The sequence below is a fragment of the Xanthomonas sp. NCPPB 1826 genome, from assembly GCF_056725285.1.
This window is the reverse complement of sequence record NZ_CM161521.1, coordinates 3,269,203-3,287,325: the sequence shown is the minus strand read 5'-3', so window position 1 is coordinate 3,287,325 and position 18,123 is coordinate 3,269,203. Positions and strand designations below refer to the sequence as shown.

Below are 18,123 nucleotides of genomic sequence, written 5' to 3'. Positions count from 1 at the left end.
TGGCGCTTGACGGCACCGCGCGCGGCTTTGCTTTGACCAATCCCCAATCTCCAATGCCCAATCCCCGCCCCTGATGCCCACCCCGCTGCGCCGCCGTCTCCGTCTGTTTCGCCGCTATGCGATCACTGCCACCGCGCTTGCGCTGGTGGCGATCGCGTTGCTGGTGGGGGCGGCCAGCCAGGCGTTGCCGTTGGCCGAGCAGCGGCCACAGCAAATCGCCGCATGGCTGAGCGAGCGCGCCGGCCAGCCGATCGCGTTCGATCGCCTGCAGACCGAATGGACCCGGCGCGGCCCGTTGCTGCGGCTGGATGGCCTGCGGATCGGCCCGCATGGCGAGGTGCGTGTGGGCCAGGCCGAAATCCTGCTGGCGATGTACGCCGGCCTGTTGCCCGGCCACTCGCTGACCGAGGTGCGTCTGCGTGGCCTGGCGCTGACGCTGCAACGTAGCGACGATGGCGTGTGGTCGGTGCAGGGCCTGCCGGCCGGGCGGCGTTCGGACCCGTTGGAAGCGCTGCGCCGGCTCGGCGAGATCCAGGTGGCCGAGGCGCGCCTGCGCGTGGCCGCGCCGTCGATCGGCGTGGACACCACGCTGCCGCGCATCGACCTGCGCCTGCGCGTCAACGGCTCGACGGTGAAGGTCGGCAGCCGCGCCTGGATCGACCTGCAGCGCGCACCGTTGACCACGGTGATCGCGTTCGATCGCGACAGCGGCGACGGCAGTGCCTATGCGCAAGCCGACCCGGCCGATCTGGCCGCCTGGGCGGCGTTGCTGCAGTTCGGCGGCATGCGCGTGGATGGCGGCACCGGACGCCTGCAGGCCTGGTCGCAGTTGCGCGCGCGCCGGATCACCGCAGTCACCGTGGATGCCGACCTGCAACAACTGCGTCTGTCCGGCGCACCTTTGCCTGAGCAGACCGCACGCCGCACGCTGGTGTGGGAGCGGCTGCAAGCGCGCGCGCGCTGGCAGACCATCGACGGCGGCTGGCGCATGGATGCGCCGCTGCTGCGCTTGGGCCAGGCGGCCAGGCTGCAGCGGCTGGACGGGCTGAGCATTGCCGGCGGGCGCCGTTATGCGGTGGTGGGCAAACACCTCGATGTCTCGGGCCTGATCGCGGCGGCCGCCTTGAGCGAGCAACTGTCGCCTGGCCTGCGGCGCTGGCTGAGCCTGTCCCGGCCGCAGTTGCGCCTGGCCGATCTGCAGATCGCCGGTGAGCAGGGCGGAGCGGTGCGCGCGCAGGCCCGGATTGAGGAACTGGGCTTTCTGCCGGTAGGCAATGCGCCGGGCATCAGCGGCCTGCGCGGCCGGATCGATGGCGATGCGCAGGCGATCCAGCTCGACCCCGCAGCGGATGCCACGCTGCGCTTCGACTGGCCGACCGGTTTCGGAGTGGTGCACGAGCTGCAGCTGGCCGGCAGCATCGTGGGCTGGCGCGACGGTGCCGGCTGGCAGGTCGCCACGCCGGCGTTGCGCGTGCAGGCCAAGGACTATGGCGCCAGCGTGCGCGGCGGGCTGTGGTTCCAGAACGATGGCAGCCGCCCGCGCATCCAGCTGGCCACGCAACTGGACGATGTTGCCCTGCCGGTGGCGCGCAAGTTCTGGATCCGCTCCAAGATGAGCAAGGCGGCCATCGACTGGCTGGACACGGCAGTTGCCGGTGGCGTGATCACCGGCGGCACCGGCCTGGTCAGCGGCGATCTGGACGACTGGCCGTTCGACAACAACGACGGCCGGTTCGAGGCCTTCGGCCAGATCCGCGATGGCGTGATCCCGTTCAATCCGGACTGGCCGGCGATGGAGCAGGTGCAGGCCGATCTGCGCTTCATCGGCAACGGATTTTCCCTGCAGGGCAAGGGCGAGCTGGCCGGTGCGCCGATCGCGTCGCTGGAGGCGGGCATTCCCAGCTTCGCCACCTCCGAGCTGTACGTGCGTGCCTCCACCCGGGCCGATGCCGCGCAGCTGCTGGGCATGTTGCGTAAGAGCCCGCTGGAGCAGCGCTACGGGGACACCTTGCGCAACCTCACGGTGTCCGGCCCGGCAGCGGTGAGCTTCGACCTGCTGCGGCCCCTGCGCACCGGCGGTGTGGGCGGCCATCTGCAGGGCACGGTCGCGCTGCAGGGCGCCAGGCTGGGCGATGCGCGCTGGAACCTGGCTTTCGACCAGGTCAGCGGGCAGGCCGAATACCGCGACAGCGGCTTTGCCGCCGAGCGCCTGAGCGTGCAGCACCAGGGCCGCAGCGGCGAGTTGTCGTTGCGTGCCGGCGGCTTCGTGCAGGACCCCAAGCAGGCCTTCGAGGCGCGCTTTGGCGCCACCCTGGATGCGAAAGAGCTGTTCGACCGCGCGCCGCAGATGGAATGGTTGCGCCCCTACGTGCATGGCAGCGCACCGTGGCAGGTGGGCGTGGACGTGCCGCTGACCTCGCCAGGGCAGGCCGACGCGCAGGCGTTGCTGACACTACGCTCGCAGCTGGTTGGCATCACTTTGGATCTGCCCGCACCCTTGGACAAGGCGGCCACGCAGCCGCTGGACACACAGGTCAGGGTGGCCTTGCCGGTGGGCGATGGCGACATCGACGTGGCCTTCGGCAAGCTGGTCGCGCTCAAGGCCAGCAGCCAGGGCAACCAGACCGGCGTGCGCGTGGTCATGGGCACCGACACGGTCACTGAGCGGCCGCCCGCCAACGGCTTGGTGGTCACCGGCCGCACTGCCTCGCTGGATGCAATCGACTGGATCAGCCTGGCGCGCGGCAGCAGCGAGCCGGACATGCCGCCACTGCCGGGCCAGCCGGCAGCACCGAAACAGGACGCCGTGCCATTGCAGCAGGTGGATGTGCAGGCCGACCGGTTGCTGATGATCGGCGGCGTGTTCCCGCAGACGCGCCTGCGCCTGCGGCCGACCCGCGACGCGGTGGCGGTGACCCTGGACGGCCCGTCGCTGGCCGGCCAGCTCAGCGTGCCCAATGCCGATGGCGCCGCCGTGCAGGGCAAGCTGAGCACGGTGCACTGGCAGCCGGTGGCCGCACCGGCCGAGCCGGCCGCACCCGAGCCGGGCGATCCGCTGGCCGGGGCCTTGCCGGAACCGGCGCGCCGTGCGGTGGCCGAGTTCGACCCGGTCTCGATCCCGCCGCTGTCGCTGGATATCGACGACCTGCAGGTCGGCAAGATGACCCTGGGCGCGGCCACCCTGCGCAGCAGCCGATTGACCGACGGCATGCAGGTGGACCAGCTGCAACTGCGCTCCAACGACCAGAACATCGGCCTGACCGGCGCCTGGCGCGGCAAGGGCGATTCCGCCAGCACCCGGCTGTCGGCACGGGTGGACAGCCGCAATCTCGGCAACCTGCTGCAGAACCTCACCCTGGGCGGCCAGCTGCGCGGCGGCGAAGGCCAGCTGGAACTCAATGCCGGCTGGCAGGGCTCGCCGACCGGGTTTGCGCTCGGTTCGCTGGATGGCGATCTCAAGATCGACGTGCGCAATGGCCAGCTGCTGGAAGTGGACCCCGGTGCCGGCCGCGTGCTCGGCCTGCTCAGCGTGGCGCAGCTGCCGCGCCGGCTGATGTTCGACTTCCGCGATTTCTTCTCCAAGGGGCTGGCCTTCAACAAGCTGGACGGCCAGGTGCGCTTCGGCGAGGGCTTCGCGCGCACCGATGCAATCCGCATCGAAGGCCCGGCCGCCGACATCGCCATCCGGGGGCAGACCGACCTGCGCGCGCAGACCTTCGACCAGACCGTGGACGTGAACCCCAAGGCCGGCAATCTGCTCACCGTGGTTGGCGCCGTGGCCGGCGGCCCGGTCGGGGCGGCGGTGGGCGCGGCCGCCAATGCGGTGCTCGGCAAACCGCTGGGGGCGATCGGTGCCAAGACCTATCACGTCACCGGGCCGTGGAAGGATCCGCAGGTGGACGTGGTGGAACGCGAAGTGCGCGAGCGTGCGCCTGGCAAGCCGCCGGCAGAAGGCGCGCCCACGGCAACGCCAGGCGCGCCCGGTCGGTCGCCACGCTGACGCGCCCAATTGCGGGCGCGCTGGCGTGTGCTGGTGCTGAGTCGTCGCGGGCACTCAGGCATTGCGGCAAGTCGATCGAACGCGGCAAGCGCGTCAGCGGGCACGTCCCGCGCGCCGATGCAGCGATGCACTCAGTCGAGCGGACTGTCGCCCTCGCAATCGGCGCGCACGAACATCGGCAGACGCAGGCGCGAACGGTGGCCCTGCACCGGCGCCTGATCGGCATCGGCGACGCCACGGAAATAGCCGCGTTGCCATTTCTCGCGCGCGGCGGCCGACTGCGCATCCGGCAGTTCCTGCAGAAACTGCGTGCGGCTGCGCGTCCAGTCGGCATGCTGCTGGGCCAGTTGCGGCGCCTCGGACAAGGGCTTCCACTGCGGCTGCACCTGTTCGATCAGTTGGCGCGGCAGCGGGAACAGATGGCAGAACGGCTCGCCGGCCTCGAAGCGCACTTGCCCGGGCCGGGTGAACTTCCAGTTCATGGTGAAGGTGTACGGGCTCCAGTCGGTTTCGACCATGCCGCTCAGCGCGCCGATGCCGTCCTTGGGCCGGTTCAATGGCCCGGTGACGAACAGATCCATGCCGGCATCGGTGCGAAACAGGCAGGGCACGTGGAAGGTCAGCACGCCGTAGCCGAAGTGGCTGAGCGCCGGTGAAGCGGCGCCGGCATCGGCATCGATCCGGATCGCATCCAGGCCGTCGCGCCCGTCCCAATTCGCCTCGAAACCGGCCTGGCACAGCAGCTCCCAGCCATGCGCATTGGCGATCGCCAGCGGCAGGCAGCGGTAGGCATAGCGCTGGTCGGTGGCGTCCATCCAGTCGCGCTCGTGCGGGGCAGGGCGGATGTCCAGCGTATGGCCATCCAGGACGTGGGCGGTGAGCTTCATGCGCGGGCGTCGGCGTGGCGATGGACCCGCGATGATAGCCGTGCCGCATGTTCAGCCGAACGACTTGTCTCCCCGGCGCGCGGGCCCCATCCTGACTACATGACCGATAACGCTCTCACTCTGGCCGAAACCCGGCTGCTGCTTCCTTCCGGCCTGGACACCGGCCATCTCGACCGCACCTTTGGCGCCCTGCTGGGCCCGGGCATCGACTTCGGCGACCTGTACTTCCAGCATTCGCGACGCGAGAGCTGGAGCGTGGAAGACGGCATCGTCAAGGACGGTGCGCATTCCATCGAACAGGGCGTGGGGGTGCGCGCGATTGCCGGCGAGAAGACCGGCTTCGCCTATTCCGATGACATCCAGCGCGACGCCTTGCTGGAGGCGGCGCAGTCCGCACGCGCAATCTCGCGCGAGGGCGGTGCGCAATCCACCCGCTCGCTGGTGCGCGGCAACGGCCGTGCGCTGTACCCGGCCACCGACCCGATCGACGACATGGACAGCGCGACCAAGGTCGATCTGCTGCGCCGTATCGACCAGTACGTGCGCGCCGCCGACCCGCGCGTCAAGCAGGTGATGGTGAGCCTGTCCGGCGGGGTGGACACGGTGCTGATCGCGCGCAGCGACGGCGTGCTTGCCGCCGACGTGCGCCCGCTGGTGCGGCTGAACGTGCAGGTGATCGTCGAGCAGGGCGGGCGGCGCGAGTCCGGTTACTCCGGCGGCGGCGGCCGTTACGGCTATGCCGAACTGTTCGCCGATGGCCGCCCGGAAGGCTTCGCCCGCGAAGCGCTGCGTCAGGCGCTGGTCAACCTGGATGCGATTCCGGCACCGGCCGGCGTGATGCCGGTGGTGCTCGGCCCCGGCTGGCCCGGCGTGCTGCTGCACGAGGCGGTGGGGCATGGCCTGGAAGGCGATTTCAACCGCAAGGGCACCAGCGTCTACGCCGGCCGCATCGGCGAGCGCGTGGCCTCGCCGGGCGTGACCATCGTCGATGACGGCACCCTGGATGGCCGCCGCGGCTCGCTCAATATCGACGACGAGGGCACGTCGACCCAGTGCACCACGCTGATCGAAGATGGCGTGCTGGTCGGCTACATGCAGGACACCCACAACGCGCGCCTGATGGGCGTGGCACCGACCGGCAACGGCCGGCGCGAATCGTTCGCGCACCTGACCATGCCGCGCATGACCAACACCTACATGCGCGCCGGCCAGCACGATCCGCAGGAAATGATCCGCTCGGTGAAAAAGGGTATCTACGCGGTCAACTTCGGCGGCGGCCAGGTCGACATCACCAGCGGCAAGTACGTGTTCTCGGCCACCGAGGCCTACCTGATCGAAGACGGCAAGGTCACCGCGCCGGTCAAGGGCGCCACGCTGATCGGCAACGGCCCGGAGACCATGCAGAAGGTGCGCATGATCGGCAATGACCTGGCGCTGGACGAGGGCGTGGGCGTGTGCGGCAAGGACGGGCAGAGCGTGCCGGTCGGCGTCGGCCAGCCGTCGCTGCTGATCGACGGCATCACTGTTGGTGGAACGCAGGCCTGAGATGCGGGGATTTGGGATTCGGGATTCGGGATTCGCAACAGCAGGAAGCGCCGGGCGTGGCGGGTTCCGCTTGGGTGGATCCGGGAGCCGGGATCTGGGATTGGCAACGGCCGGGATGGCCGTTGCGGGGCTGGGTGGATCGAGCGGAGCCTTATTCGTCGGCTTCCGACGCCGGTTCGTCGTCTTCCAATCCCGATTCCCCACCCTCCAATCCCTGCTCCTGAGACAGGTCGCGCAGCACCTGGAACAGCTCGCGGTAGGCGCGCGGCGGTTTGTTCTTGGCCCGCTCGTGGATCGCGTTGCGTACCAGCTGGCGCAGTTGTTGACGGTCGGCGGCCGGGTAGGTTTCCAGCAGTTCGGCCAGCGCCACATCGCCTTCGGCGAGCAGACGCTCGCGCCAGCGCTCGACGCGGTGGATCGCGGCCACTTCGCGGCGCGCGGTGTCGCTGTTGGCATCCAGCGCATCGCGGATTGCGGCCAGCGTTTCGTCGTCCTCGCGGCGCATGTGCTTGGCCAGAAACGCCAGCTGGCGCTTGTGCGCGATATGCGAGGTGATGCGCTTGCTCTCCTCGATATGCGGGATCAGCGATTCGGGCACCGGCAATTTGGCCAGCTGCGCCGGAGTGAGCGCCACCAGCTTTTCGCCCAGGTCGAAGATTTCCAGCGCCTCGCGCCGCTGCTGGCTGCGGCTGGCGCCGCGGAATTCACCGGTGTCTTCGTCGCGTCCGCGCATTGCCATCCATCCGAAACAAAAAGTTATTCATCATTGAGACTAGGATAAAGCATTGAACGCACTCTCCTCCGAAACACGTGTCCAGGACGACAGCCTGCAGCGCCTGGATGCGCTCACCGACATCGCGCAGCGCCTGCTCGAGCGCGCCCGTGCCGCCGGCGCCACCCAGGCCGAAGTGAGCTGCAGCGAAGAGCGCGGGCTGGACGTCAACGTGCGCCTGGGCGATGTGGAGACGGTGGAATCCACCCGTGACCGCGGCATTGCGGTGACCGTGTACTTCGGCAAGCGCAAGGGCAGCGCCAGCACCGCCGATCTGCAGGATTCCAGCCTGGAATCGACCGTTGCCCAGGCCTGCGCGATCGCCCGTTACACCGAGGACGACGTCGCTGCCGGCCTGGCCGATCCGGAGCTGATGGCGCGCGACTTCCCCGAGCTGGACAGCTGGCACCCGTGGGCGCTGGACGCCGACACCGCGGTGGATCTGGCGCTGGCCTGCGAGAGCGCCGGGCGCGATGCCGATGCGCGGATCAGCAACTCCGACGGCGCCTCGGCCAGCACCGGGCTCAGCCTGTCGGTCTACGCCAACTCGCATGGCTTCATCGGCCGCGAGCGCGGCACCCATCATTCGATCAGCTGCGCGCTGATTGCCGGCCAGGGCGACGGCATGCAGCGCGATGGCTGGTACAGCAGCGCGCTGGCGCGCGAAGACCTGGAGGCGCCGGAAGCGATCGGCCGCCACGCCGCCGAACGCACCCTGGCGCGGCTGCAGCCACGCTCGCTGCCGACCGGCCAGCTGCCGGTGCTGTTCGCGCCGGAAGTGGCGCGCTCGCTGGTCGGGCATCTGCTCGGCGCGGTCTCCGGCGGCGCGTTGTATCGCCGTGCCAGCTTCCTGCTCGACAGTGTCGGCAGCAAACTGTTCCCGGACTGGTTCAACATCGAAGAACTACCGCATCTGCGCCGCGGCCTGCGCTCGGCCGCCTTCGATGGCGAGGGTGTGGCGACGCGGCGTTCGGCATTGATCAGCGACGGCGTGCTGCAGCGCTATGTGCTGGGCAGCTACTCGGCGCGCAAGCTGGGCCTGCAGACCACCGCCAACGCCGGCGGCGTGCACAACCTGCAGGTCACCGCCAACGCCGGCGACCTGGCTTCGCTGGTTGCCGGCATGTCGCGCGGGCTGCTGGTCACCGAGCTGATGGGCAACGGCGTCAATCCGGTGACCGGCGATTATTCGCGCGGCGCCGGTGGCTTCTGGATCGAGAACGGCGTGATCGCCTATCCGGTCGACGGCCTGACCATCGCCGGCAATCTGCGCGAGATGTTCGCCGGCATCGAGGCGGTCGGCAGCGATGTCGATCCGCGCTCGCACGTCAAGATCGGCTCGGTGCTGCTCAACCGCATGACGGTGGCAGGCGATAGCTGAGCGCAGCTGACCCAGGCAGCTGCACCCACTGCCTGACTACACGGCGCCTGGCGCGCGCGTCTTGCCGCTCTGCCTGGCGGTAGCCGCCGTGCACCGCCGAGACCATGTCTTCCCGCACTGGTGGCTGGCTGAATCGTTGCTATAGTCCGCCGCACCACAACCATGCATGGGGAGACATGATGAGCGAATTCGAGTCACACGCCGTACCGCCGCCGCCGCCGATCGGGACCAGCACGCCGTCGGAGGAGCGCACCCTGGCGCTGGCCGCGCACTTGCTCGGCATCCTGACGTCCTTCATCGGCGCGCTGGTGATCTGGCTGATCAGCAAGGACGCCAGCCCGTCCAAGCCGTTCGCCACCGATCAGGCCAAGGAGGCGTTGAACTTCCAGATCACCGTGATCATTGCCTATGTGGCTGCGGTGATCCTGACCATCGTGTCGTTCGGCATCCTGTTCTTCGTGCCGACGCTGGTGTGGATCGCCAACCTGGTGCTGTGCATCCTGGCCGCGGTCAAGGCCAACAACGGCGAACACTACCGTTATCCGTTCACGCTGCGCCTGATCAAGTAATCCGGCGCGGTGCAAATGACGAAGGCCCGGCAGCGATGCCGGGCCTTTGTCGTTTCAGGCGACGATGCGATCAGTTCTGCGCCGGGGTGTTCTCGGCGAAGTACTCATGGCTGTCGGCGTTGGTGATCGCCTGGGCCGGGTTGCTGATCGCCAGGCTGCGCGCGCCGGACTGGCCGTAGACACGGTCCTGGGTGCCGGCGACGACCGTGAAGTGGCTGGTCTCGTGCACCAGCGTGCCGGCCTTGGAGTCGGTGCCGGTTGTCGACGCACTCCAGAACGCATTGCAGACATGGATCTCGTACGGCTGGTTCGGATAGACGTAGGCGAAGGCGTCCGCCAGATCCGCTTCGCAGCTGCAGTTGATCGTCAGCTGGCCGTTGTTCTGGTCCAGCGCGTTGTCGATGTTGACGAAGTTCGAGCTGACCCGGCTGTAGCGCGAGGCGTTGTAGGCGCCGAACCAGGTGGTGTAGCGCGCACCGGTGCTGCCGGCATTGAGGTAGTTGCGCGCGTTCTGCGAGTAAGTACGCGCGGCAGTGACGGCACTGGCGGCCTGGTTGGTGCGGGTGGTGCTGCAGTTGAGGTAGTTGATGCCATTAACCACGGCGGTCGGACCGATTGCGAGCTGGCGCTGCACGCCGCGACGCGCGCCGTCCAGCCAGACGGTGAGCGGCGTGCTGGTGGCCACGGCCGGCTGGCCGTTGGCCGCCTTCATCAGACTGCCGTCGGACAGCGAGGCGTATTGCAGCGACGAACGGACCTGGATGGTGTAGTTGCCACTGGTCGACAGATCGTAGGCGCCGGCCAGATCGACCTCGCCCTTGACGCTCTGGCCGGGCTTGAGGATGGTGAAGTCGGCTGCCTTGGGCAGGCCGCGCTTGACCAGGCGTCCGGTGTACGCCACCGGCGCGCCATCGCGGCTCACTTCCAGGATGCCGTTGTCCAGCGTTTGCAGCGGTAGTTGATAGGTGGGCACGCGGGCGATCTGGCTGCCGTTGTTGGTGACGGTCACCGCGATCTTGCCCTGATGTCGCCCGGCCTGATCGGCGACCGGCGCCAGTTCGATGGTCAACGGGACCGGGCCGCGCACGGACTGCGCCTGCGCCGAACCGAGCACGCCAACAACGGCCAACGTACCTGCTGCAAACGATGCGAGAAAAACGTTCTTCACCAGTGACTCTCCATGTGGTCGGGGGATGTCCGCGGACGCGGGCAGGTCAACCTAGGCAGAGCGAGCAGACGCAACAAGAGAACCGATTGCTGCGGTTTTTGGCCTACTGGTGGCTACGCAATGACAAATACGGACAACGATGGCGACAATTCAGCGAAGAATTGCGGATCGGTTCACGCTTTTTGGCTAATGTGCGGAAATTTACATGTGAAAAATGTACTGAAAGAGAATTTACGTTCTGTGACACAGCGCAGCACTTGCAGGGCGGTGCGCTGCAGCCGCACCGTGCGCTGGCGCACGGTGTGCGCAAAGGCCGGTGCGACCGGCTGATCACTGCGGGCTGCTGGAGTCGAACGTGCTGCCGTAATCGCCGTGCGTGGTGGCATTGCAGCCGCTGCAGTGGCCTCCTCACCCTGCGCATTGGCGGTGCCGGTGCTCTGTTGCCAGACATCAACACGCGGGGCGCGGCGCGGCTGCACGGCCGCTCAAACGAACGTAGTGCGCTAGTGCGCGCGGTCCACCGCAAACCGGCCCAGCGTCGCCAGCGTGTCGCCGGGCGCACCGTAGGGCTGCAGGATGTCGTGCATGCGGGTGGCCAGTTCGGCCAGCTTGGCCTTGGCGCCGTCCATTCCGAGCAGGGCCGGATAGGTGGACTTGGCTTGCGCGGCGTCCTTGCCGGCGGTCTTGCCCAGCTGCGCCGAGCTTGATTCCACATCCAGGATGTCGTCGCGGACCTGGAACGCCAGGCCCAGCGCATCGGCAAACGCATCCAGGCGTTGCTGGTCGTCGGCTGCGGCAGCGCCGGTCAGCGCGCCCATGCGCACCGCGGCGCGGATCAGCGCGCCGGTCTTGAGGGCGTGCATGCGCTCGAGATCGCGCAGCGATTGCAACTGGCCGGTGGCATCGATATCCAGCGCCTGGCCGCCGCACATGCCGGCAGCGCCCGCGGCGGTGGCCAGACTCTGCAGCCAGCCGACCCGCAGCTCTGCGCTGACCGGGGCCGCAGCCAGCAACTCGAAGGCGCGTGTCTGCAGCGCGTCGCCGGCCAGGATTGCCGTGGCTTCGTCGAAGGCGATATGCACGGTGGGCTGGCCGCGGCGCAAGGCGTCGTCGTCCATTGCCGGCAAGTCGTCGTGCACCAGCGAATAGGCGTGGATCAGCTCCACCGCCACTGCGGGGGTGTCCAGGCTGTCCTCGTTGGCGCCGAACAGTGCGCCGGTCGCATACACCAGCAGCGGACGCATGCGCTTGCCGCCGCCCAGCACCGCGTGCCGCATCGCGGCGTGCAGTCGCTGCGGTGCCAGGGTGGTGCTGGGCAGACTGGCCTCCAGGCTGCGTTCGGTGCGGCCGATCCAGTGCTCGAACAACGCCGAACTCACCTCAGCCGCCGTCCTGCGATGGCGCCTGGAAGTCTTCGGCCAGATCGGGGCGCGCGGGGTCGGTCAGCATGCGCACGCGCAGTTCGGCCTGTTCCAGTGCCTGCTGGCAGTCGCGGTACAGGCCGATGCCGCGCTCGTAGGCGGTGAGCGATTGCTCCAGGCTCTGGTCGCCGACTTCCATCTTCTGCACCAGTTGCTCGAGTTCTTCCAGCGACTGTTCGAAGCGGGCAACCGGGGATGTTTCGTTCAAGGATTTTTTGACCATCGTCAAAGTGTGCGGCGCGCAGGCAGGCGGGTCAATTCGCAGTGGCGTGGTCGCGCCATCGCAAGGATGCGCCATGCGCGCTTAGCCAGTCGCTCAATGCCGCCGAGACGATGCAGTCGCCGGCTGCCAGCACCTGGCCGTCGGCCCACAGGACCGGCAGGCGCGCGCGTTGCCAGGGCGGTAGATCCAGCGCCTGCAGCAGGTGCTTGAGCCGATGCGAATGCGCGCGTTGCGGCAGCACGATGCGTTCGCCACCCTGGCGTGCGCGCACCAGCAGCGGTTGCGCGAAGCGCAGGCCGGGTGCGCCGTGTAACTGCAGCTGCGCGCCATCCGGCAGTGGCAGCGGGGACGTGCCATCCCAGCAGGCCTGCCATGACGCCGGCCACGTGCTGTGCGGACGCAGCAGGTATAGGCACTGGCGCCAGCGCCGCACCTGCACCTGTTGCCAGGCAAAGCAGGCCTGCCGATCCGGCGCGTCGTCGTCGACTTCCTGCTCCAGGGCGGCAACGCCGTGCGCAGGCAGCGGTGGTGCCTGCGCTGCAGCCACCCAGGCGCGCAGCAGCCGCGGTCGACGTGTTGCCGGCTGCGCACGCAAGGCCTGCAGATCGAGTGCGCCGGCGGCGGTCAGCAGGCCAGGCAGCAGCGTGGTGTCCTCCTGCAGCAGCAGGTCGCTGGCATCGGCGCTCAGCTGCGCGCTGCGCGCCAGTGCCTCGGCGGCCTGCGGCCAACGCTGATGCAGTACGGGCATCAGCTGGGTACGCAGGAAGTTGCGGTCGTGGCGGGCATCGGCATTGCTGGGGTCTTCGATCCATTGCAGGCGATGTGCCTGTGCATACGCCAGCACCTCGGCGCGCGCATGCGCCAGCAGGGGACGCCACAGCATGCCGGCGGCGAAGGGACGCTGCGCGCGCATCGCGGCCAAGCCGTCCGGGCCGGAAGCGCGCAGTGCGCGCAGCAGGAAGGTTTCGGCCTGATCGTCGCGATGGTGCGCCAGCGCCAGCCATTCGCCGGGCGCCAGTGCGGCGGCAAACGCGGCGTGGCGTGCATGGCGTGCCGCCGCTTCCAGCCCCAGGCCGCTGTCGCGCGCGACCTGCACGCGCGCGATCTGCAAGGGGACGTGCAGTGCGTCGCACTGGCGCTGGCAATGCGCGGCCCAGGCGTCGGCATCGGCATGTAGGCCATGATGCACGTGCAAAGCACGCAGCCCCGTTCCGCGATAACGCGGCGTCGCTGCCAGCAGGTGCAGCAAGACGCTCGAGTCCACGCCGCCGCTATAGGCGACCAGCACCGGGCCAGGCGGCGCTGCGGGTGGTAGCAATCCGGTCATCGATGCAGTTGGTGTGCTGCGACGCTGCATCCGCACGCGGGCGGCGGGGTATGACCCGCCACCGTCCGCGCTGCCCGCAGCCTGCCCATCAGCGCTTGGCCGCAGTCTCGAACGTGGCCGACTGCGGCAACTCCACCGGCACGCCGGCACTGTCGCAGGTACCGGCCTTGCACAGGCGCTCGCGCAGGCGCGGCGTGGCCTGGACGATGACGTGGTAGATCACGTTCTCTTCCAGCGTGCCGCGGAAGGCGGCGCTGCCCGGGCCGGTGGCCCAGATGCCGACGTCTTCGCCGCCATGGCTTTCGGACTTGGTCGGCACCAGCGATTCCTGCATGTAGCTGGGCGCCTCGGTGTCGACGTGGGTCAGGTCCGGGCGGCCGGCGGCCGGCTCGCTGGTGCTGGGTTCGTGCGGGTACTTCTTGGGGCCGGCCGGCTGCGCGTTGCTGGCGCCGGTGTAGCCGGGGCCGTTGGCGTAGCTCAGCGTGGTGTAGGGCTGGCCGGCCAGGTCGGTGGCCAGTTGGCTGCGGTCGCCTTCTTCGCCGCCGGTGCCGCGTACCTTGCCCAGGATCGGGTTGCCGCGCACCGGGTAGCCGACGAAGTTGAGCGTATGCGAATGGTCGGCGGTGACGATGATCAGCGTGTCCGGCGGCGCGGTCTGCACGGCGGTGCGTACTGCATCGGACAGCGAGACGGTTTCGTCGAGCGCGCGGTAGGCATTGCCGGCGTGGTTGGCGTGATCGATGCGGCCGCCTTCGACCATCAGCACGAAGCCGTTCGGGTCGCGCGACAGCGACTGGATTGCGGTATGGGTCATCTCGGTCAGGCTGGGCTCGCCCTGCGGGGTGCGATTGCGATCGTGATCGAACTGCATGTGATCCGGCTCGAACAGGCCCAGCAGTGCGGGCGCGCCGGTGGCCGCCTGCAACTGTTGTTCGTTCCAGACGTAGGCGCCCTGCGGGTGTGTCTGCCTCCACTCGGCGACCAGGTCGCGGCCGTCCAGGCGCAGGCCGACCTTGTCGTCGTATTCCGGATCGCGTTCCTGCACAGTCTGGAACTGGCTGCGTCCGCCGCCTAGCACCACCTGCGGACCACGCCCGAAGCGTGCGCTGGACAGCAGTTGCTGGGCGATGTCCTGGCAGCCGGCAGTGTGGGCGGACTCGGGCAGGTCGGTATCGTTTTCCCAGTTGCGGTCCGGCGAATGCGCATAGGTCGCCGCCGGGGTGGCGTGGGTGAGGCGGGTGGTGGTGACGATGCCGGTGGCCATGCCGGCGCTGTCGGCCAACTGCAGCCAGCTCAACAAGCCCTTGCCCAGGCTGTCGGCGCAGTCGCTGCGGTTGCCGCTGCTGACGCCGATCGCACCCATATGCGTTTTCACCCCGGTGGTGATCGCGGTCATGGTGCCGGCCGAATCCGGCGTCTGCGAATCGGTGTTGTAGGTCTTGCTGAAGGCGGTGGCCGGGAACTGCTCCCACGACAGCAGGTTCTCCTCGCCCGGCCCGCCCTTGCGCTGGCCATCCAGGATGCGTGCTGCCGCCACCGTGGTCAGGCTCATGCCGTCGCCCAGGAACAGGATCACGTTGCGCGCGCGCCCGGCCATCGCGCCATTGCCGGCTGCGCGCGCGGCGCCCGAGCGGTACCACCATTGCGGCGTCTCGCCGGCGGGATGCGCCACCTGCGGCACCTCCACGCGCACGGCGGCAGGCGCGGATGCGCTGGTGACGGCGCTGGACGCGCAGGCGGCGACACACACGGTGGTCAGGGCGGCGAGGGCAGGCAGGCGGTAACGCATCGGCATCGAACTCGTGACTGAATCAATGCGCATTATGCCGGGATGCCTGGTGTCACACAGATGACACGCCGCTGTTCCAGTCGTGGCCTCGCGGGCGGCGCGGGCCTGGGCTATGGTGCATGCACTCTCCCCCCCCCCGGATGATTCGACGCATGACATTGGTCTCGGCCTGGTTGCGCATTCCGTTCTGGCAACGCGTGGTGGCCGGCTTCGTGCTCGGCGCGCTGGCCGGCTGGGCCATGGGGCCGGCGGCCGATGTGTGGTTCGGCCCGCTCGGCGATCTGTACGTCACCCTGATCAAGATGATCGCGATCCCGCTGGTGTTCTTTGCGGTGATCAATGCGATCTCCTCGCTGCACGGGCAAAAATCCGTCGCCGCGCTCGGTGGGCGCACCTTCCTGTGGTTCGTCATCACCGCTGCGCTGGCGGTGGGCGTGGGCCTGGCGGTGGGTACGTTGATGCAACCCGGCGCCGGCCATTTCAGCCTGAGCGTGGATTCGGCCTGGAAACCGCGCGATGTGCCCAGCCCGATCAAGGTGCTGCTGGACGTGGTGCCCTCCAACCCGTTCTACGCACTGACCGGCATCGGCACCAAGACCAATGCGGCCGGCGAAACGGTGCTGGCTGCCGGGCGCGGATCGATCCTGCCGGTGATCTTCTTCGCCGCGCTGCTGGGCTTTGCGATGGTCAAGCTCGGCGAGCGTGTGGCCGAGGCACGCAAGCTCACCGCGCAGTTGAGCGACATCATGATCCAGGTCACTCGCTTCGTGCTGGAGATGACCCCGCTCGGCACCTTCGGGCTGATCGCCAGCCTGGTCGGCAGCTATGGCTTCGAGAAACTGCTGCCGTTTGGCAACTTCGTGCTGGCGCTGTATGTGGCGTGCGCGATCCATATCGTGGTGGTCTACAGCAGCCTGTTGTTGCTGCATGGATTGAACCCGTGGAAGTTCTTCCGCGGCGCGGCGCCGGGCATGCAGGTGGCCTTCGTCAGTTCATCGAGTTTTGCCGCGATGCCGGTGGCGATGCGCTCGATCACGCATAACCTGGGCGTCAGCAAGGACTACGCCGCGTTCGCAGTGCCGCTGGGTGCCAGCATCAAGATGGATGGCTGCGGTGCGATCTTCCCGGCCCTGTGCGCGGTGTTCATCGCGCAGTACACCGGCGTGCCGCTGACCGCGAATCAGTACTTCGTGGTGTTGATTGCCTCGGTGCTCGGTAGCTTCGGCACCGCCGGCGTGCCCGGCACCGCAGTGATCATGGCCACGGTGGTACTGAGTGCGGCCAACCTGCCGCTGGAAGTGATCGGCTACCTGTATGCGATCGACCGCATCCTCGACATGATGCGCACCATGACCAACGTGACCGGGCAGATGCTGGTGCCAGTGCTGGTGGCGAAGGAAACCGGCCTGCTCGACAAGGCGGTCTACGAGTCGGCCTCGACCAATGTGGGGCTGGAAGATCCGCTGACCGATCGCGCGCCGACGCAGCGCTGACCGCCGCCGATGCGCGCTGGATTTCCCACGCTGCGCGATCGGCTGCAGCAGTTGCCCGAGTTGCACTGCGTCGAGGGCGTGTTGGTGCAGCGGTCGTTGGCCGATGACCCGTTCGAGCAGCAGTATCTGCAGGTTCGGCGCAAGGAAGGCCGGCTCTACACCGATGCACAGGTGCGCAGCCTGCCGCGTCCCGGCGGCAAACTCGGCACGAGTCTGGAATGGCAGGTGCGCGCGCTGTCCAGCGCCTTGCTGGTCCAACACCTGCGCGCGCAGGCAGGCGAGGGCGCCATTGCCGAACTGGGCTGCGGCAACGGCTGGCTGTCGCAGCTGCTGGCGCAGTCGCTGCAACGCGACGTCTGCGGCATCGACGTCAACCGCACCGAGCTGACCCAGGCCGCGCGCGTGTTCGGCCACGACCAGCGCCTGAGCTTTATCGCCGCCGACATCCAGACCCTGGCGCTGCCGCGCGATCTCTTCGACGTCATCGTGGTCCCGGCCTGCATCCAGTATTTCGCCGACCCTGCGGCATTGGTCGTCCGCCTGCTCGCCCAACTGCGCGACGGCGGCGAGCTGCACATCCTCGACAGCCCGCTGTATGCGGATGCGCAAGCCGCCAACGCAAGCGCCGCGCGCAGCCTGCGCTACTTCACCGAACTGGGCGTTCCGGCGCTGGCCGCGCATTACCATCAGCACACCTACGCCAGCTTCGACCGCTTTGTGGTGCAGCGACTGTTCGACCCGCGACGCCCGGGGGCGCGCCTGCGAAGAATGCTCAGAATGAAACAACCCCACTTTCCCTGGCTGTGCCTGTGCAGGCAGGACAACCTGGATGCGCTGCGTTCCTGAGTGAAGCGTCGGTCCTGCCGGACGCGGCGTCAGGCGTTTGCGTTGGGCGCGCTGACCTCCCACCCGCATGGCACACTGCCAGCTCATCCATTGACGGGGGCGGGCGGTGATTGGCGAGCAGCGTGATCTGACATTTCGTTTTCTGGCCGAGCCCAGCGACGTCAACTTCGGCGGCAAGGTGCATGGCGGCGTGGTGATGAAGTGGATCGACCAGGTCGGCTTTGCCGCGGCCAGTGGCTGGAGCGGGCATTACTGCGTCACCGTGGCGGTGGGCGGCATTCGCTTCGTGGCGCCGGTGCGGATCGGCGATCTGGTTGCGGTGTCGGCCAAGCTGGTCTACACCGGCCGCACCAGCATGCACTTCGCCATCGATGTGCGCGCGCGCAGCCCGATGGGCGGCGACTCGCGGCTATGCACGCATTGCATCATCGTGTTCGTGGCGATGGACCCGGATGGCGTCACCCCGGTGGAAGTGCCTTCCTGGCGGCCGGACACGCCCGAGGATCAGCGCCTGGCCGAGTACGCGCTCAAGGTGATGGAACTGAGCAAGGGCATCGAGGACACCATGGCGCATTACCAGGCCGATGCCGCGCGCTGATCGCGGTGGCAAGTGCGCGGTGCTGCGTACGTGACCCAGATGCGTGCGCGGCGACGGCAGGGAGCTTCCGCGCAAAGACCGTCCACCATGCAAAAGGCCGCGGG

15 protein-coding genes are annotated in these 18,123 nt (G+C 68.4%); 7 read left to right on the top strand and 8 right to left on the bottom strand.

Annotated elements, in window-relative coordinates; translation table 11 throughout:
* The first annotated feature begins 73 nt into the window (after nucleotides 1–73).
* Entirely contained in the window at nucleotides 74–4,000 is a 3,927-nt protein-coding gene (locus AC1PLA_RS13895) for a YhdP family protein (RefSeq protein WP_481104763.1), read from the top strand.
* A 131-nt stretch (nucleotides 4,001–4,131) separates the two neighbouring features.
* On the opposite strand, the gene AC1PLA_RS13890 is transcribed toward AC1PLA_RS13895, so the two are convergent.
* Complete coding sequence (locus AC1PLA_RS13890) at nucleotides 4,132–4,887, bottom strand: DUF6065 family protein (RefSeq protein ID WP_104559426.1); 756 nt, start codon at nucleotides 4,885–4,887, stop codon at nucleotides 4,132–4,134.
* A 99-nt stretch (nucleotides 4,888–4,986) separates the two neighbouring features.
* Between AC1PLA_RS13890 and tldD the strand changes: the two genes are divergently transcribed.
* On the top strand, nucleotides 4,987–6,432 hold the full coding sequence (gene tldD / locus AC1PLA_RS13885; RefSeq protein WP_024940782.1) for a metalloprotease TldD: 1,446 nt from the start codon (nucleotides 4,987–4,989) through the stop codon (nucleotides 6,430–6,432).
* A 151-nt stretch (nucleotides 6,433–6,583) separates the two neighbouring features.
* On the opposite strand, the gene yjgA is transcribed toward tldD, so the two are convergent.
* Entirely contained in the window at nucleotides 6,584–7,165 is a 582-nt protein-coding gene (yjgA, locus tag AC1PLA_RS13880) for a ribosome biogenesis factor YjgA (protein ID WP_481104762.1), read from the bottom strand.
* Nucleotides 7,166–7,217: 52 nt separating this feature from the next.
* Here yjgA and pmbA point away from each other — a divergent pair, with 52 nt between their 5' ends.
* Nucleotides 7,218–8,585, top strand: a complete 1,368-nt coding sequence (pmbA, locus tag AC1PLA_RS13875) for a metalloprotease PmbA (RefSeq protein WP_054591519.1) — start codon at nucleotides 7,218–7,220, stop codon at nucleotides 8,583–8,585.
* Between the two features lie 104 nt (nucleotides 8,586–8,689).
* Entirely contained in the window at nucleotides 8,690–9,154 is a 465-nt protein-coding gene (locus tag AC1PLA_RS13870) for a DUF4870 domain-containing protein (RefSeq protein WP_024940779.1), read from the top strand.
* Between the two features lie 70 nt (nucleotides 9,155–9,224).
* On the opposite strand, the gene AC1PLA_RS13865 is transcribed toward AC1PLA_RS13870, so the two are convergent.
* The 6 genes from AC1PLA_RS13865 to AC1PLA_RS13840 form a co-directional block, all read right to left on the bottom strand.
* Entirely contained in the window at nucleotides 9,225–10,322 is a 1,098-nt protein-coding gene (locus AC1PLA_RS13865) for a M35 family metalloendopeptidase (protein ID WP_039522258.1), read from the bottom strand.
* A gap of 173 nt (nucleotides 10,323–10,495) precedes the next feature.
* The gene (locus AC1PLA_RS13860; protein ID WP_126962931.1) at nucleotides 10,496–10,801 is read right to left on the bottom strand and encodes a hypothetical protein; all 306 of its coding nucleotides are present in this window, start codon (nucleotides 10,799–10,801) and stop codon (nucleotides 10,496–10,498) included.
* Nucleotides 10,802–10,825: 24 nt separating this feature from the next.
* On the bottom strand, nucleotides 10,826–11,701 hold the full coding sequence (locus tag AC1PLA_RS13855) for a polyprenyl synthetase family protein (protein WP_126962929.1): 876 nt from the start codon (nucleotides 11,699–11,701) through the stop codon (nucleotides 10,826–10,828).
* Between the two features lies 1 nt (nucleotide 11,702).
* Nucleotides 11,703–11,966: an exodeoxyribonuclease VII small subunit gene (locus AC1PLA_RS13850; RefSeq protein WP_016903977.1), complete on the bottom strand. Its 264-nt coding sequence runs from the start codon at nucleotides 11,964–11,966 to the stop codon at nucleotides 11,703–11,705.
* Between the two features lie 31 nt (nucleotides 11,967–11,997).
* Nucleotides 11,998–13,293, bottom strand: a complete 1,296-nt coding sequence (gene tilS, locus AC1PLA_RS13845) for a tRNA lysidine(34) synthetase TilS (RefSeq protein WP_481104761.1) — start codon at nucleotides 13,291–13,293, stop codon at nucleotides 11,998–12,000.
* A gap of 88 nt (nucleotides 13,294–13,381) precedes the next feature.
* A complete protein-coding gene (locus tag AC1PLA_RS13840) occupies nucleotides 13,382–15,088 on the bottom strand; it encodes an alkaline phosphatase family protein (protein WP_481106204.1) in 1,707 nt (568 codons plus the stop codon).
* A gap of 146 nt (nucleotides 15,089–15,234) precedes the next feature.
* Between AC1PLA_RS13840 and AC1PLA_RS13835 the strand changes: the two genes are divergently transcribed.
* The 3 genes from AC1PLA_RS13835 to AC1PLA_RS13825 all read left to right on the top strand — a co-directional run bounded on the left by AC1PLA_RS13835 (nucleotide 15,235) and on the right by AC1PLA_RS13825 (nucleotide 18,019).
* Nucleotides 15,235–16,575 carry a dicarboxylate/amino acid:cation symporter gene (locus AC1PLA_RS13835; protein WP_039522251.1) on the top strand — a complete coding sequence of 447 codons (1,341 nt, stop codon included), beginning with the start codon at nucleotides 15,235–15,237 and terminating at the stop codon, nucleotides 16,573–16,575.
* A gap of 9 nt (nucleotides 16,576–16,584) precedes the next feature.
* Nucleotides 16,585–17,421 (top strand): class I SAM-dependent methyltransferase, encoded by an 837-nt coding sequence (locus AC1PLA_RS13830; RefSeq protein ID WP_164736933.1) that lies wholly within the window; start codon nucleotides 16,585–16,587, stop codon nucleotides 17,419–17,421.
* A gap of 106 nt (nucleotides 17,422–17,527) precedes the next feature.
* Nucleotides 17,528–18,019 (top strand): acyl-CoA thioesterase, encoded by a 492-nt coding sequence (locus tag AC1PLA_RS13825; RefSeq protein ID WP_126967372.1) that lies wholly within the window; start codon nucleotides 17,528–17,530, stop codon nucleotides 18,017–18,019.
* Nucleotides 18,020–18,123: the final 104 nt, after the last annotated feature.